The sequence below is a fragment of the Streptococcus sp. HCA-5024 genome, assembly GCF_037890265.1.
Taxonomy (GTDB): domain Bacteria; phylum Bacillota; class Bacilli; order Lactobacillales; family Streptococcaceae; genus Streptococcus; species Streptococcus lingualis.
In genome coordinates this window covers 331557-348117 of the sequence record NZ_JBBKBR010000002.1, presented here as the reverse complement: position 1 = coordinate 348117, position 16561 = coordinate 331557, and the positions used below count along the sequence as shown (strand labels likewise).

Sequence of the window (16561 nt, the reverse complement as noted above, 5' to 3'; positions counted from 1 at the left end):
ATTATATCATCTCAGTCCCATTTGGTACAATTTCTTTTTATAAGCATCAAAATCAACGAGCAAGCCTTGGCCACCGTACATATCGTAGGCATCGACCCAATCCCCATTTTCTGGGATGGTCACTCGTTCAATTCCTTTTCCAGCACTTCCGACTAGTCCAAGTCCATTGGTCAATAGGAAGGAGAAAGGAACATTGGTAGACGTCATGGCAAAGACTTTCCCTAGGGCTTCTGATCCCGTAAAGAGTTTGGTTGGATCCTTGATCTGATGCATGATAGCGGACATGACCTCTTGCTGGCGACGGGTCCGACCAAAGTCTCCTTCATCATCCTTACGGAAACGCGAGTAATTGAGAAGGGTCCGGCCATCCATCCGTTGTTTTCCAACCTTGATGGTTTGCTGCGGAACGACACCGTCTTTCATGTTCAAATCGTCTGGTACTTCTACTTCACTGACTTTTTCGCCATCAACCGTTGAAAATTGCGCATTCATCTCGACCCCATTTGGGAAGAGGGTATCGATCGCTGTCGCAAAGGTCTTAAAATCGACCATAGCGTAATATTGGATGTCAATGTCAAAGTTGTCTTTGAGCATCTGACGCACCAATTCAGCCCCTTGGTTGTTATTTTGCTCCCCGATGGTGAAGGCCGTATTGAGCTTCTGGTCGTAGTAGCCATCATATTCAGGAATATTTTGCTGGCTCACTCCATCGATATGGACCAGTGTATCCCGCATGAAGCTGACCATCTTGATCTTGCCTTCTTTGTTATTGACATTGACCACCATGATGGAGTCTGTCCGTGTCTCATCTGACTTCTCACCGATCCGACCATCTGTCCCCAAAATCAGGATATTGACCCCATCTCGCGACTTCTTGCCGTTAAATTTCTCAACGACAGCCGGTTTGGCATCTGGACCTGTCGGCTTGCTGTTGAGACCTTTCACAAACATGAAGACCATGCCGCCAATAATGAGCAAGAAAAAGAGAGCAAGCCACTTGAGGATCCGCTTGACGCGGATCTTTTTCCGTGGTTTCTTAGGTATATCGCTCGTCGCAGCAACTGCTTTTTTCTTAGACTTTTTGCTACGTGATTGGTAAACAGGGAGATCCCCAATCGGTTCAGCAATCTCACCTTGCACTTCTTCTGTAGCGTCTACCTCAGGTTGAAGGGCTTCTGCTTCCTCATAAGCTCCTTGGCTCTTCTTGAGCAGGTAATTGTATTCTAGTTGTTCTCGTTCATTCAAATAATGAAAATTTGAGTATAAGTACTCTAATCGCTTTCGCTCGTGGTGAGATAGAAAGTTGGATTCGTTACTCATCTTTTCTCCATTCCGTTATCTTTTAAGGTATAGACCTGATACTGACCCAAGACTTTTGTCTGAATGCCCAAACTGTCTAATTCTTGATAGGCAAATTGCAAAAGATCAGGCGCTTCGTTTAGGAGGTCAATAATGAAAAAGTATTCTCCTAAAGCTGTTTTTAGGGGTCGACTTTCAATCTTGGTTAAATTGATCCCCCGCCAAGCAAAGGTTGACAAGCCTTTATAGAGGGCTCCTGCCAAGTTACTTGGCAAAGTCAAGGCCAAGCTAACTTTTTGAAGGGCCGGACTTAAAGTTTTTGAGATCGCTGGCTCTGTTGCCCCTAAAATCCAAAAACGTGTATAATTGTCCTCGATTTCTTGGATGTCTTTGGCCTGGACTTCCAAGCCATACTCACTGGCTGCTGCCAGAGGGGCAATCGCTGCAATTTCCAAGTCTGGATGCTCTGCTACATAGCGAGCCGCATAAGCTGTTGAAGCCGTCATTTCCATGGCCACATCCGGATAATGGGCCCTTAGAAAAGCCTTCCCTTGGGCCAAGGCCTGTGGATGCGAATAGACCGTTCGAATGGGGCGGTCTTTTTTAGCCACCAAGAGCTGTTGCTTGATGGGATAGACCACTTCTGCAACGGCCTGAATGGTCCCTTGATGAAAGAGGTAATCAATGGTCTCATGGACACTACCTTCAATCGAGTTTTCAACTGGGACAACCGCAAAATCGATCTCGTGATTCTCATAAGCCTTGATGACATCTGTGATCGTCCGATAGGCAATGCGTTCAGAAGTTGGAAAGCTATGAGTCGCCACATCATGGGTAAAAGATCCCTTGGGACCAAGATAGCCTACAAGCATCGAATGATCTCCGCAATTTCTTCAGGTGTTTTGTCCTCGACATCCACAATATGGGTAGCAATATCCTCATACAAAGGCAAACGTCCATCAAAAATCTTTTTGAATTCTTCTTTGGTGTGGTTCAAAAAGACGGGGCGTTGCATGGCTTTGTCATTTTGAATGCGGCTGTACAAGGTTTCAAAATCTACCCGCAGATAAATGTTGTGAGGATTTTTTTCCAAGAGTGCACGGTTATGAGGGTTGACCACAATCCCACCTCCAGGGGAGATGATGGCCGATTCATTTTCCAATAAACGCTCCAGCATTTCAGCCTCGCGACGACGAAAGGCAGCTTCTCCTTCCACTTCGAAATAGTCATTGATTGACATACCGATCTCTTCAACAATTAATTCATCCATATCATGGAACTTTGGATCAAGAATGCGACCAACGGTCGTTTTACCTGTTCCCATAAAACCAAGTAAAATTTTAGCCATGCAGTAAGGTCTCCAAATCTTCAAAAAAACTAGGGTAACTGGTGTTGATGGCCTCTGCCCGATCCAACACCACATTTCCATCTCTCACCAATAAGGCAGCAATGGCAGCCATCATCCCAATCCGGTGATCACCAAAGGTCTCTAAGTCTGCTCCATGTAGGGGTGTCGGTCCAGTGATGATCATGCCGTCTTCCGTTGGCACGACATTAGCTCCCATGGCATTGAGGCTATCTGCTACGACCTGGATGCGGTCCGTTTCTTTCACACGAAGCTCTTCAGCATCCGCAATCACGGTCTGACCATTTGCTTGTGTCGCTAGTAAAGCAATAATCGGCAATTCATCAATCAAGCGTGGAATCAACTCCCCATCAATCCGAATTCCTTTTAAAGACGAAGTCTTGACAGTGAGACTCGCAGAAACCGCTTTTTCATCGCGATCGTCAATGGTGAGATCTCCCCCCATTTCCTGGATCACATCGAGAATCCCTGTCCGCGTTTGGTTGATGCCAACATTTTCAATCTTGATCACACTCTCTGGAAGAATGAGGCCAGCCACTAACCAAAAGGCCCCACTGGAAATATCTCCAGGAACAATGACTGTTTGACCTTTGAACTCTTGTCCACCCTGGATGTGGATAGTTTTTCCGTCTACCTGGATCTCCCCACCAAATTGGCGAATCATATCCTCTGTATGGTCACGGGTCTTTTCCTTCTCGATAATCGTCGATTCACCCTCAGCCTGTAGAGCAGCAAAGATAAGAGCCGACTTGACTTGAGCCGATGCGACTGGCAAACGGTAATGAATCGGTTGTAGCTGATGGGTTCCTTTTTCATGCAAAGGCGGGCAATCACGCTCTCCCTGACCAGCAATTTCTACTCCCATCTGACACAGTGGAAGAGCGACACGATCCATAGGCCGTTTTGAAAGACTATCGTCTCCGACCATGGTCACTGAAAAATCCTGGCCCGCTAGGACACCTGATATCAAACGAATAGAAGTCCCTGAATTACCCATATCAAGGGGAGCGGTCGGAGCTTGAAGACCCTGAAAGCCTACCCCTTGAATCCGAATCACATCCCCGTCATCCTGGATGGAGACTCCTAAATCTCGAAACACCTGGATTGTAGAGAGCACATCTTCGCCTCGCAAGATATCATAGACCTTGGTTTCACCTGTTGCGAGACTCCCAAAAATAATGGATCGGTGACTAATGGATTTATCACCAGGCACACGAATGGTGCCCCTGAGACCCTTGCTATTGGTTCTTAATTTCATTGCCTTCTCCAGATGCTTTTCCTCATATTCTATCATAATTAAGGTATGAATTCAATTTTTGATCAAAAATTTGGAACAAAAAACGAATGTTTCCTAGCTTTTTTTGAGCTTCTTTTCTTCTACTGGCGAACGAAAATACCAGAGTTGAAATTATAACTCTGGTAGCATTCCTATTTGTATAAATCTTGAATTGGCTCAAAGATGATCTTTTCGAGATCCGCAAGATAAATAGATAATTGTTGTTGTTTGGTGAAAAATTCATTCACAATCGGACTTGCTTGGATTTTTTCCATATAATCCTTCATTTCTTGTTGCACAGCTTCTGTTGGAAGTTGACCGGATTGCATCAAGCCTTGCAGTTGATTTTGAAAAGCGACGTATTCGTCAAACAAGGTTTTCGCTTCTGGATTTGCCTCGATCGCTTGCTTGCTTTCTACAACAGCCTTGTATTCAGGAAGGTCTCGCAGGGTCCGAGAGAGTTCATTTGCTACATCATAAATATTTGCCATTTTCTAGGCTCCTTTACTGATAAGATACTTCTATTATACTGCTTTTCCTTCAATATTCCTAAAATGAAGCAGGGATTTTGACGCAAATCCTTCTTTAGACCTAGCGAGCAAGGACAGTATAAGACGTCGCCTGGCTGATCAATGTTTGAGCCCGCTCTTGATCCTCTGCATTTTTAAAGGTCAGCTGCAAAATCCCGTGGATATCTTCACGATTCTCTTCATTGATGTGAATATTAACCAAGGAAATCCCTTGTAGAAGTTGTAAGATTTCGAGGATCACACCTTCCTTATCAGGAACATCGATAAAGAGATCATAGGCACTATCGCGTCCAGCACGCTGATGGATCTGCATTTCTTTTCGGTGCTTCCGCCCTTCTTGGAAAAAAGACCAAATGGCCTCCTCGTTATCTGCTTGGATGGTTTCAGCCACTTGATCCAAACGCTCTTTGAAATCTGCAATCCGTTCTAATATCGCTTGAGGGTTGGACAAGAGAATAGAAGTCCACATGCCTGGCTCACTTTCCGCAATCCGTGTCATATCCCGAAAGCCACCAGCTGCAAAACGTCGGGTCATTTCATGCTCTTCTCCATAAGCTACGGCCTGCTCGACCAAGGTCGATGCTAAAATATGAGGAAAATGACTGATCTGGGAGGTTACCCGATCGTGTTCCTCGGCATCGATTTCGATAAAGCGGGATCCCAATCCACTCAGAAGCTCTTTCAACTCTTCCATGGCACTTCCTGTGGTCAAGCTGGAAGGGGTAAAAATATAATAAGCGTTTTCAAATAAGGTGGCATCCGCTGAAGCTGCACCTGTCTTATGACTACCAGCCATGGGATGCCCTCCCACAAAGCGCACGGCCTTATCTTTAAACACCTTTTCAGCTTGTGCGACAATTGCTGCCTTGGTAGAGCCTGCATCTGTCACTAGTACCTGGTTCTTCAAATTCAGGCCAGCTAAGGTTTCTAAGTAAGACTTGGTTTGCTTAATCGGAAGCGCTAAAATAATGATATCTGCTAAAGGGGCAAAGGCTGCGAAATCATCCGTCACCTGATCCACCATTCCTCTTTCAAGGGCGATGGTTCGAGAGGCTTCACTACGATTGTAACCAAGAATGGTCACATTTGGGTGGGCCCTTTTAATCCCTAGCGCGAGGGAAGCACCAATCAAGCCCAACCCTGCAATATAGACAACTTTCTTCTCCAAAGGAAAACTCTTTCTCTTAAAAATTCTTAGTAAAGTCCCGGTGCTTAGCAACGGCCTCTTTCAATTCTTCCATGTTATCGGATGAGAATTTTTCAAGCACTTCTGTAGCAAGGACCGTTGCGACCACTGCTTCCATCACGACACCTGCAGCTGGTAGAGCTGTTGGATCGCTACGCTCAACTGTTGCCTTATAAGGCTCATGGGTTTCGATATCCACACTCATCAAGGGTTTGTAAAGCGTTGGAATAGGCTTCATCACGCCACGAACCAGAATCGGCTCTCCGTTAGTCATGCCCCCTTCAAAACCACCAAGATTATTAGTACGACGGGTATAGCCAGCTTCTTCAGACCAGACGATTTCATCCATGACTTGACTACCTTTTAGGCGGCCTGCTTCAAAACCAAGACCGAACTCAACTCCCTTAAAGGCATTGATAGAGACCACTCCTTGAGCAATTTTGGCATCCAATTTCTTGTCCCATTGCACGTAGGATCCTAGCCCAACAGGAACACCGCCAACTAGGGTCTCCACAATTCCCCCGATGGTATCACCATCTTTTTTCACCTGGTCAATGTAAGACTTAACGGCTTCTTCTTGTTCTGGGACAACAATCGAAACTTCCGACTTAGATGCCTTTTCCTTGATTTCTGAAACGGTTAGATTCTCGGGAATTGCAATCTCGATTCCCCCAAAATTGACAATGTGGCTGGCCACTTCCACGTCAATCTCTTCTAAAATCCGTTTAGCAACCGCACCAACGGCTACGCGCATGGTCGTCTCACGGGCAGAAGAACGTTCGAGCGAATTACGGAGATCGTCAAAACGGTATTTGATTCCTCCGACTAGGTCAGCATGGCCAGGACGCGGTTTAGTAATCTTGCGCAAATCTTTCTTTTTCTCTTCGACCGGTGCTACATTCATGATTTCCAGCCATTTTTGGTGATCCAGATTGGTCACATTCAGAGTAATCGGACCTCCTATAGTCAAGCCATGACGGACCCCTGATGTGATCTCAACACGGTCACTCTCGATTTTCATCCGAGCACCACGACCATAGCCACCTTGTCGACGTTTGAGCTCTTTATTAATATCCTCTTCAGATAAAGGAAGGCCTGCCGGAACCCCCTCGATGATGGCTGTTAGTCGAGGTCCATGGGACTCTCCTGCTGTTAAATATCTCATACGACCTTATTCCTTTCTTTCTAAAAAGTCCTTCATTTCTTGAAGAGGGATTTGATGAATCGCTGCTTGCCCCAACTCTGGAACAATGACTAATTTCAAGCTAGTCCCACGCGCTTTTTTGTCATGGGTCAAGGCTTGATAAAGGGCTTCTTTATCCCAGTTCTCATAGGTCACCGGAAGGCCAAATTTCCGGCACATTTCTTCAATTTTTTGAGTGATTCCTTTTGGCATCAGGCCCTTTTCTTCTGCAACTCGGGACAGCTGCACCATACCCATACTGACAGCTTCTCCATGCATAACCTGCCCATAACCAGCTGTCGCTTCAATGGCATGCCCAATGGTATGCCCAAAATTGAGATACAGTCGAATACCATTGTCCAGCTCATCTGCCACAACATGGTCTCGCTTGACCAGACAAGAATGAGAAATGATGCTCTCTGCATGCTCTAAAATACTCTGGACAGAACCATCCATGGCTTCCAATTCTTCCCAGAGTTCAGTATCTTGGATGAGGCCGTACTTGATGACTTCGCCCATCCCCTCGATCAATTCACGTTGCCCCAAAGTGCTCAACACTTCAGGATCAATAAACACACCATCTGGTTGAGCAAAGGTCCCTACCATGTTTTTAGCAAGTGTTGTGTTGACTCCAGTCTTTCCACCGATAGAAGAGTCCACCTGTGCGGTTAAGCTAGTCGGAATCTGAACAAAGGAAATTCCCCGCATATAGGTAGAGGCCGCAAAGCCAGCTAAATCACCAACTACGCCACCACCAAGAGCGACGATTCCATCACTACGTGTCATACCCTGGGTAGCTAGAAAGTCATAAACTTTTGAAACAGTGGTTAGATTCTTACTAGCTTCCCCTTGAAGAAACTCAAAGCGCACCACTTGAAAACCAGCTTTCTCAAGGCTCTTCTCTACGATAGAGGCATATAGCTTAGCCACGCGGTTATCGGAAATAATGGCGACTTTTTTATCGCCCCAAAGAGTGCGCAACCAATCTCCAACCTGGTTGAGACCACCTCTTTCAATCACAATATCATAGGAATGTCCTGGAATAGGTACCGATACGTTCATAGCAATCTCCTTCGCGTTTTTCTTTGATTCTATCTTATCATGAAATAGGGCACATGTCTCAATCAAAATGAAAAAGAGACTAGAGCAAGACTGTTTTTTAAAAATCAGTTCCTGTTCTAATCTCATAAAGCTTTTTCAATAGGGAAAGGTAAAACTCTCTCTTAGTCACATACAAATTGACGATATTCTGTTGTCAATGCTTCCCATACAGACTCTGTAGGAAATACTTTCCCAGTCATTAATTCAAAGGCTGCTTCAGCTTGATAAAAGAGCATTCCCAGCCCATTTACCCTCTGGTTTCCTTGATTCACTGCTAATTGCAGAAAGGGGGTCACTGCCGGATAGTAGGCCATCTCTACGATTAAGGCATGTAGGGGAAAGGTCAAGTAACTCGCTATCGGAAGAGAATGACCATCCATGCCTACACCAGTGGCATTTAAGATGAGATCGGCTTGATTAAAAGAGTTTTGAACATCTTCATCTTTCTCAATCGCATACAATTCTATCAAGAAATCAAAGCCATCTTCAATCAACTGAACTATTGAACGATAATGAACCAATCTCTCCTCTCTCACAAAGACAAGGATACGTTTTACACCTAGATGAATCGCCTGTGCAATAATCGCTAAAGCTGCACCACCTGCGCCTAAGAGAACCATTGTTTTTCCCTTAATGGAGAAAGCAGGAGGCAAACTACGAAAGAAACCAATTCCATCCGTATTGTAGCCTTTAAGCTTGCCATCGCGGTGAACAATGGTATTGACAGAACCGATCTTTAGGGCCATCCCATCTACTTCATCTAAGTAAGGAAAGACCTTCTGCTTAAAAGGCATGGAAATATTGGCGCCAATCATATCTAACTTGCGAATTTGGCTGATGGTGCTTTCTAAGTCTTCTTCAGCAATATCCCAAGCTAGATAAGCAGCATTGGTCGCTGTTAATTCATAGGCTAGATTATGGATGAAAGGAGAGATACTATGACGAATGGGATGGGCAATGACTGCTGCCATCCGAGTATATCCGTCAATCTTCATTCAATAACTCCCGAATTCTTCTCATATTTTCAAGGGGAATTTGACCTGGGGCACTTTCATCTCCGACTCTAGCATAAGACCAGGAAGAACCTGTCAAATCAGCTGTCAAGCGCGAAATCTTCCCGACCTTGCCCATGGAAATGGTTACATATTCTTGCTCAGGATTCAGCGTCTTGAAACCACGCGTATAATTCATCAAGTCAAGAACATCTTGTTCATTGTGGGCCATAACGGATACCTTGACCAATTTTGGAGAAAAGCTGGTCAATTCCGATAAGATCTCCATCATATTTTCCGGTGTCTCTTGGAAATTGTGATAGCTGAGAACAAGATTTGAAAATTCCAACATTTCTTCAAAGACTTCACGGTGACTATAATACTCGAAATCGATATAATCCGGATGATAGATGGATTGAATATCTTTCAGGATTCCAACATATTCCTCGTTGGTCAGCTCCATCTCTCCACCTTCAGCTCGAGTCCGCAAGGTGAATAAAATTTCGCGTCCAGCAAATTTTTCAAAAACTGCAGGAGCGACGGTTAAGATCTCGCTTTTTTCTAAAAAGTCCGCACGCCACTCAATAACATCTGCATCCTCGTAACGCGAACTATCTAGTTGTTGCGCCTCTTCTAAGGAGCGAGGCATAATCGAAACAACTAATTTCATACATCCACCCTAATCGTAAATACTTTTAAGTAATTACTACTTTCTTCTTTCTTGTTCCATCGAAAATCTCCCGGAAGTCCGTATTCCGCTAGATAGCGATGCTTACGGCCTTGAAATCCCTTTTCGATTTGTTTTTTAAATTTTTCTTTGGTCACATTTGCCGCATTGGTACTGAGAATCAAGATCCCACCTGGATTTAAAATCTCGAGTGCCTCGCTGACCAATCGATGGTAATCTTTAGCGACTGAAAATGTCCGTTTTTTATTCCGCGCAAAGCTAGGCGGATCAAGCACGATCACATCATAGCTTAGGTCATGGCGTTTGGCATATTTGTAATAGTCAAAGACATCCATCACGACAAAACGATGAGCATCCAGCGCCAAGCCATTTGCCACAAAATGCGCTTCTGATAATTCTCTACTTCTCTTAGCCAGATCGACCGATGTTGTCTCAACTGCTCCACCCATGGCAGCTGCAACAGAAAAAGCAGCTGTATAAGAGAACATATTGAGCAAGAACTTACCAGCAGCAAGCCCCTCAACTAAACTTCCTCGGACTTCATGCTGGTCCAAAAAGATCCCCGTCATCAAGCCATCATTGAGAAAGACTTGGTAAGAGACCCCATTCTCAAGAATCAAAAATTCTTGCGGAGCTTCTTCTCCATAGACATGAGCCGATTCATAGTCCAAGCCTTTAAAGCGAATCTTTTCATAGCCGCCTCGGACTTCTGGAAAAGCTTCTTGAAAAGCCTCTAGAATGGTTTCCTTGATCTGAAATACGAAGGGATTGTACCAAGAAAAGACAACAAACTCACCATATAAGTCAACCGTGAAACCACCAAAACCATCTCCCTCTTGGTTAAAGAGACGAAAGGCTGTCGTCGTTGCATCCGCATAATAAGAACGACGGTATTGCTTAGCTTTGACGAAAAGCTTTTTAAAAAAGTCTTGATCAAAAGCGACCAACTCTTGCGAAACAAACCATCCAATCCCTTTATTTTGTTCAGATAAGTATCCGACTCCGAGGGATTGTCCATCTCCTGAAAGTAATTGAACCGCTTGATCCAAAGCAGGAAGTGAGTCAAAATCTTGCTTTTCAAGAAGAGATTGCCCTTGTTTGATTTTTGTTGCGACTTGGCGACTGACTGTGAGTTTTTTCATACCCTCTATTATAGCAAAAGTCTGCAGTTTTCACAAAGAGAGGCTTTATTTACTGGAACTTTTTTTACCATTTTATCCTAGCTCTCATCATTTAGCTTCAAATGATATAAAATGCCGGATCTTTCTTATTTCTTTCCTCTCCTTTACAGTCATTTTTTTCTTTCTCCATAAAATTGTGGTATACTTGTATATGAAAATTTTTAGGAAATAAGACAAGGAAGTAACATTTTGTGAAAAAAATTACGAATTCGATACTCAATTTCATGAGTACCAGACTAGGATTTGTCTTGACCCTTCTGTTGCTCTACTGGTTCAAAACCATGTGGGCCTATTCAGTTGATTTTAATTTAGACATTCAGGGACCCTATCAGATTTTTCTAGCAGTGATCAACCCATTGCCGATCAGTCTGCTCTTCATCGGTCTAGCACTTTATATCAAACGAACCAAGCTCTTTTATAGTTTGGCCTTTGGGATCTACCTTCTCTTATTTATTTGGTTGATTTCCAACTCCATCTATTATCGAGAGTTTACAGACTTCGTAACGGTCAATACCATGTTGGCTTCCAGCAAGGTTTCTGCCGGTCTCGGAGCTGCTGCTTTAGAATTGTTCCGCCCTTGGGATGTGATCTACATTCTAGATTTCCCCATTCTAGCTTTCTTCTTCTTTAAGAAATGGATTCGAATGGACAATCGTCCCTTCAATAAACGCGCTAGTTTTGCGGTTACATCCTTATCAGCTATGCTCTTTTCGGCCAACCTTTTCCTTGCAGAAATTGACCGACCTGAGCTATTGACTCGTGGGTTCTCAAACTACTATGTCGTTCGTGCCCTAGGCTTACCAGCCTTTCTAGGTTACAGTGCTAACCAGACCTATGCTGCCAACAAAGAACGTTCCAAAGCCTCCGAAGCAGATTTAAAACCGGTGGAAGAATATATCCAACAGCATTATGCCAAGCCTAATCCTGAGTACTTTGGAATGGCCAAAGGCCGTAATGTCATCTACATTCACTTGGAAAGTTTCCAACAATTCTTGATCGATTACAAGTTGAAAGTAGACGATAAAGAATATGAAGTGACACCTTTCTTAAACTCACTTTACCACTCGAAAGAAACCTTTGCCTTTTCAAACGTCTTTAACCAAGTCAAGGCAGGGAAAACGTCTGATGCTGAGACCATGATTGAAACAGGCCTCTTCGGACTCAACCAAGGTTCCTTTATGGTGAACTATGGTGGAACCAATACCCAACAGGCTGCACCATTTATTCTTTCAAAAAATGGGTACAACTCGAGCGCTGTTTTCCACGGGAATGCTGGAAGTTTCTGGAATCGAAATACCGCCTATAAACAATGGGGCTACAATTACTTCTTTGATGCCAGCTACTTCACCAAACAAAACAGCAGCAATTCCTTCCAGTATGGTCTTAATGACAAATACATGCTCAAGGATTCCATTAAATACCTTGAAAGATTGCAACAGCCTTTCTATACGAAGTTCATTACGGTTTCAAACCATTATCCTTATACGACCAGCTTGTCAGGAGATGATCTCGGCTTCCCTCTAGCTAAGACTCAGGACGAAACCATTAATGGCTATTTTGCGACCGCTAACTATCTAGATTCTTCGATCAAAGCCTTCTTTGATTACCTGAAAGAATCTGGTCTTTACAAAAATTCCATCATCGTTCTCTATGGGGACCACTACGGAATTTCAAACTCCCGCAACCCAGCTCTTGCTCCTCTACTTGGTAAGAACTCTGAAACGTGGTCAAGCTATGACAATGCCATGTTGCAACGCGTACCTTATATGGTAGTCATTCCAGGTATGGATAAGGGTGGCATCATTGATACCTATGGTGGTGAAATTGATATGCTCCCAACCTTGGAACATTTGCTAGGTATTGAATCCAACAAATTCCTCCAAGTTGGTCAAGATATGCTCTCACCAGATCATGATCAAATCGTCGCCTTCCGCTCTGCTAACTACTTTGTAACTCCTGAGTATACAAGCTATAGTGGCCGGACCTACTATACAAAAACAGGTGAGGAAATCACGAACCCAGACGAAAAAACCAAGGAAGAACTGGACAAGATTAGGGAAGCTGCTAACCTTCAATTGAAGATTAGTGATAGCATCCAGACCGGTGATCTCCTTCGCTTCTTCAAGGGCAATGATCTTGGAAAAGTCAATCCAGAAGATTATTCCTACACCAATTCCTTCAAGGCATTGAAGAAGATTGAAAAGGAAAAAGGTGACAAATCAACCAGCCTTTATAACCAACGTGGCAACCAGTCCACAGTTGATCTCTTCAAGGCACCAACTTATAAAGAATTGCACCCAGAAGACGATAGTTCTTCCTCAACAGAGACCAGTAGCAGTTCTTCTAAATAAAAAGAATCCCTGAGTAAAAACTCAGGGGTTTTGCGATTTCTTAAAGAAGTATCATACCTTACTTTTATCTAAGACTTCAAAAATAGAAGCTGTTAAATTCTCCACATAGAAGGGACGTTTATGGCGACTATTACCAACCATTAATTTCAATTTATCTGAATTTTGGAGGTAATATGGAAGCCCGCTGGCGTTGAAGATGACCAAGTACTTCTTGTCTCCTGTTAGTTCAAATATCAGAAGTCCACTACAATCAGTTGCAGATTGGATAAAGACTTGTTGGTAGATTTTATCATAGCTTTCAAGCCCTAAGACAGGAAGACTTGTCTTCAAATTGATCAAGCTTCGGATATAGGCAATTGATTCCTTGTTTTGACTGACCAGATCCCAGTTGACCTGATTCACAAAATCTGGAGCATTGTAGGAATTCATGGCCCGTTCACGATCCAAAGGAGTGATTTCTCCATCAGGACCTGTCGCTACCAATTTGGTCCTCATGAACTCTTGACCCAATTGCATAAAGGTCATGCCCTGAAAGAGCAGATTCATGGCCGTAGCCAACTCTGAGCGCTTGACCAATCCTGCTACTTTTTCATTCGGATGAAGAGTCTGAAGCAAGTCATAGAGATTATAATTGTCATGAGCCTCCACATAATTCAAGACCTGATTGGGACTTAAATAATTGCCAAGCTCTGCACTACCTAAAACAGCACGCGCAACGATATACTCTGTTGATTTTCTGCTGACGAAGCCACGTTTGATGGAACCATAAACCTCAGCCCCTTTAATGGCATCGCGCTCCGTATCATTAAAGAATCCAATTCGTGGCAATTGCGCTGCATTGTCTTTCTTAGCCTTGTCTTCTGGTGCGAGACCGGTTCCCATGTCCCAGCCTTCTCCGTAAAGAAGAATCCGAGGATCCAGAGCGTCCATTGCCTCCCGAATAGCATTCATCGTCCTTACATCGTGAATGCCCATCAAATCAAATCGGAAGCCATCGATCTGGTACTCTTTGACCCAATGCGTGAGGGAATCAATCATGTACTTGCGGTACATTTCATGCTCACTAGCCGTTTCATTCCCAACACCTGTCCCATTTTGGAAGCGACCATCTGGCTCCATCCGGTAATAATAATCGGGTACTGTATTTTGGAAAGGACCATGTTCGGTCGAGTAGATATGATTGTAGACCACATCCATGACCACAGAAATTCCTGCCTCATGATAAGCTCGGATCATAGTTTTGAGCTCTTTCATGGTTTGTTTCGGATTGGATGGATCCGTTGAAAAACTGGTTTCTGGTGCAGAATAATTCTGAACGTCGTAACCCCAATTGTAGGTCACACGGCCTTCTTCGTCGTACTGTTTAAAACGATCAGAGATGGGCTGCAGTTGCACGACATTGACCCCTAACTGACGGATATAATCAAAGGCAGTTGCATCACCATGGCTATTGACGGTTCCTTCTTGGCAAGCCCCCAGATAGGTCCCACGCAAAGACTCGTCCACACCTGATGTCGGTGACTTGGTCAAATCCCGAAGGTGCATCTCATAGATCACTGCTTGACATGGATTGTCCAAGCGCCAAGGAGTCGCATCTGCACCTTTTTTAGTGCCCCAATCAAACTGACGATCTGCCCTTGAAAGAATGGCTGAGCGCATCCCGTCGGCTGTCGTTGCAATGCTATAAGGATCGCGCGTTACTTGAGTATGGTGTTCAAAATGCACACGATATTGATAGGCCATGCCACTTAAATTTCCTAGAAAATCTAAAATCCAAACACCATGGGTATTTTCTGGGTGGTAGCTAGACTCTTGTTTGCCACGCGTCATCGGAATACTCTTCCAAACAGGTGCATCCAGCTCAGTTGATTGATAAAGCAACAATTCAACTTTCTTAGCCGTTGGTGCCCATAGTTTAAAACAATGCTCCCCTTCTTCCTCCCGATGACCGAGCCAGCCTTGATACGCCCATTTAGCATCAAACTCTCTAGGGTGCATCGCCATATCGTAGGCATGAGGCTGACGATGGCTGTATGCATGACTCGTCAAAGCAGCTTGCAAAGAATAATAGACTGTATCGTCTCCATCAAGAATCCACACTTCTCGAACATGCCCTTCTGGTAAGAGTTCGATTTCAAAATCACGGGTCTTGGTGAGCCAATCCCCTTCTTTAACCAGGACATGGCCCCGGTTCAAGGCATGCTCACTCTCGTATACCAGATTTCCCTCCACTCCAAAATAATCCAACTTGGAGAAAGAGACTGATTTTCCTTCTACTTGATCCTGCCACTGCCACATATCATAGGCAAAATAATTTCCTTTTTGCTTATGAAAATGAAGCTTTACATGGTATTGTCGCATAACATTTTCCTATTTCCAATTTAATACCGAAGGAACCATCCGCTTGTAAAACACGTAATGGACTCCAACTATTTGTTTTTATTCTTCAGATGGGTGAACCAAAGCATCGTTGTTGATTTCATCAATATTTGCAAAGAATTCCAAGTGATTATGGAAGACTTCCAATTCAACCGGCGTATCTCCCCCGTATTCCCCATCTAGATTGATGCGGAATGGTTGAGCATTTTTCCCTAGCATTTCGATCGTCAACTTCTTGGTCTTGAGATATTCTACATTTTCATCGTGCACATGCTTGCCTCCATTAATGGCCTGAATCATCAAGGACAACATGTTAAAGAGCTTAGCAGTTTTTACGATAATCAAGGTAAAGTTCCCATCATCAAGCTTAGCATCTGGTGCGACACTTTCAAAGCCAGCAATCGAGTTGGTCAAAGCCACAAAAATCATAGACGCTGGCCCTTCAAAGACACCATTGTCGTGCTCAATCCGCACCTTACGAGCCTTGTTTCGCGGCAACATTTTAGCTGCTTCAGCCACATAGGCAAAGTAACCCAAGCGAGATTTAACACTACTTGGAACACTGAAGGTCAATTCTGTCATGGTTCCTGCTGCAGCAATATTGATGAAATACTTGCTGCCATAGGCACGACCAATATCCATCTGAATGGTTTGATTCTTTTCGATAATGCGAGCAGCCGCCACAGGATCTCCCATCGGGATCTTCAAGGCACGCGCATAGTCATTGGTTGTACCGGTCGGGATAAAGGCCATCTGCGGACGATTTTCCAGACCTGCAACCCCATTGACCACTTCGTTAATCGTACCATCTCCACCAGCAGCAATGATTAAATCAAAGCCTGCTTTAGCGGCTCTTTCTGCCTCATTTTGGGCAGAAAATGGTTCTGGAGTCGTTTGATAAGCGCTGGTTTCATAGCCCACGTCTTCGAGTACGTCCAAGACTTCCGCAATATTTTTCTTGATAATTTCTTGCCCAGAGGTCGGATTATAAATTAAACGGGCTTTTTTGATTCGTTCTACCATAAAGAT

14 protein-coding genes are annotated in these 16561 nt (G+C 44.0%); 1 reads left to right on the top strand and 13 read right to left on the bottom strand.

Translation table 11 applies throughout. The features are described 5' to 3' along the window. Positions 1 to 6: 6 nt before the first annotated feature. The 11 genes from WKT08_RS05275 to WKT08_RS05225 form a co-directional block, all read right to left on the bottom strand. Positions 7 to 1320 (bottom strand): LCP family protein, encoded by a 1314-nt coding sequence (locus tag WKT08_RS05275; protein WP_049490723.1) that lies wholly within the window; start codon positions 1318 to 1320, stop codon positions 7 to 9. Continuing rightward, entirely contained in the window at positions 1317 to 2171 is an 855-nt protein-coding gene (pheA, locus tag WKT08_RS05270; protein ID WP_340280553.1) for a prephenate dehydratase, read from the bottom strand. Before pheA ends, WKT08_RS05275 begins: the two co-directional genes overlap by 4 nt. After that, positions 2162 to 2647 carry a shikimate kinase gene (locus WKT08_RS05265; RefSeq protein ID WP_340280551.1) on the bottom strand — a complete coding sequence of 162 codons (486 nt, stop codon included), beginning with the start codon at positions 2645 to 2647 and terminating at the stop codon, positions 2162 to 2164. The genes pheA and WKT08_RS05265 overlap by 10 nt, the downstream gene beginning before the upstream one ends. Then, positions 2640 to 3923, bottom strand: coding sequence for a 3-phosphoshikimate 1-carboxyvinyltransferase (aroA, locus tag WKT08_RS05260; RefSeq protein ID WP_340280549.1), 1284 nt, complete (start codon positions 3921 to 3923; stop codon positions 2640 to 2642). Before aroA ends, WKT08_RS05265 begins: the two co-directional genes overlap by 8 nt. Positions 3924 to 4093: 170 nt before the next feature. Continuing rightward, positions 4094 to 4432: a YlbF/YmcA family competence regulator gene (locus WKT08_RS05255; RefSeq protein ID WP_003014453.1), complete on the bottom strand. Its 339-nt coding sequence runs from the start codon at positions 4430 to 4432 to the stop codon at positions 4094 to 4096. 100 nt (positions 4433 to 4532) lie between these two features. After that, a complete protein-coding gene (locus tag WKT08_RS05250) occupies positions 4533 to 5639 on the bottom strand; it encodes a prephenate dehydrogenase (protein WP_340280547.1) in 1107 nt (368 codons plus the stop codon). 16 nt (positions 5640 to 5655) lie between these two features. Further along, positions 5656 to 6822, bottom strand: a complete 1167-nt coding sequence (gene aroC / locus WKT08_RS05245; protein WP_340280545.1) for a chorismate synthase — start codon at positions 6820 to 6822, stop codon at positions 5656 to 5658. Positions 6823 to 6828: 6 nt separating this feature from the next. Then, positions 6829 to 7902 (bottom strand): 3-dehydroquinate synthase, encoded by a 1074-nt coding sequence (gene aroB, locus WKT08_RS05240; RefSeq protein WP_340280543.1) that lies wholly within the window; start codon positions 7900 to 7902, stop codon positions 6829 to 6831. 161 nt (positions 7903 to 8063) lie between these two features. After that, positions 8064 to 8936, bottom strand: coding sequence for a shikimate dehydrogenase (aroE, locus tag WKT08_RS05235; protein WP_340280541.1), 873 nt, complete (start codon positions 8934 to 8936; stop codon positions 8064 to 8066). Further along, positions 8926 to 9603: a type I 3-dehydroquinate dehydratase gene (aroD, locus tag WKT08_RS05230; protein ID WP_003014374.1), complete on the bottom strand. Its 678-nt coding sequence runs from the start codon at positions 9601 to 9603 to the stop codon at positions 8926 to 8928. The genes aroE and aroD overlap by 11 nt, the downstream gene beginning before the upstream one ends. Then, complete coding sequence (locus WKT08_RS05225; protein ID WP_340280538.1) at positions 9600 to 10763, bottom strand: class I SAM-dependent rRNA methyltransferase; 1164 nt, start codon at positions 10761 to 10763, stop codon at positions 9600 to 9602. Before WKT08_RS05225 ends, aroD begins: the two co-directional genes overlap by 4 nt. 230 nt (positions 10764 to 10993) lie before the next feature. Between WKT08_RS05225 and WKT08_RS05220 the strand changes: the two genes are divergently transcribed. Further along, positions 10994 to 13153 (top strand): LTA synthase family protein, encoded by a 2160-nt coding sequence (locus WKT08_RS05220; protein ID WP_070586093.1) that lies wholly within the window; start codon positions 10994 to 10996, stop codon positions 13151 to 13153. Positions 13154 to 13204: 51 nt separating this feature from the next. On the opposite strand, the gene pulA is transcribed toward WKT08_RS05220, so the two are convergent. Together pulA and WKT08_RS05210 are read right to left on the bottom strand one after the other, a co-directional pair. Next, positions 13205 to 15514: a type I pullulanase gene (gene pulA / locus WKT08_RS05215; protein ID WP_340280536.1), complete on the bottom strand. Its 2310-nt coding sequence runs from the start codon at positions 15512 to 15514 to the stop codon at positions 13205 to 13207. 78 nt (positions 15515 to 15592) lie between these two features. Beyond that, a complete protein-coding gene (locus tag WKT08_RS05210) occupies positions 15593 to 16555 on the bottom strand; it encodes a diacylglycerol kinase family lipid kinase (RefSeq protein ID WP_003006748.1) in 963 nt (320 codons plus the stop codon). Positions 16556 to 16561: the final 6 nt, after the last annotated feature.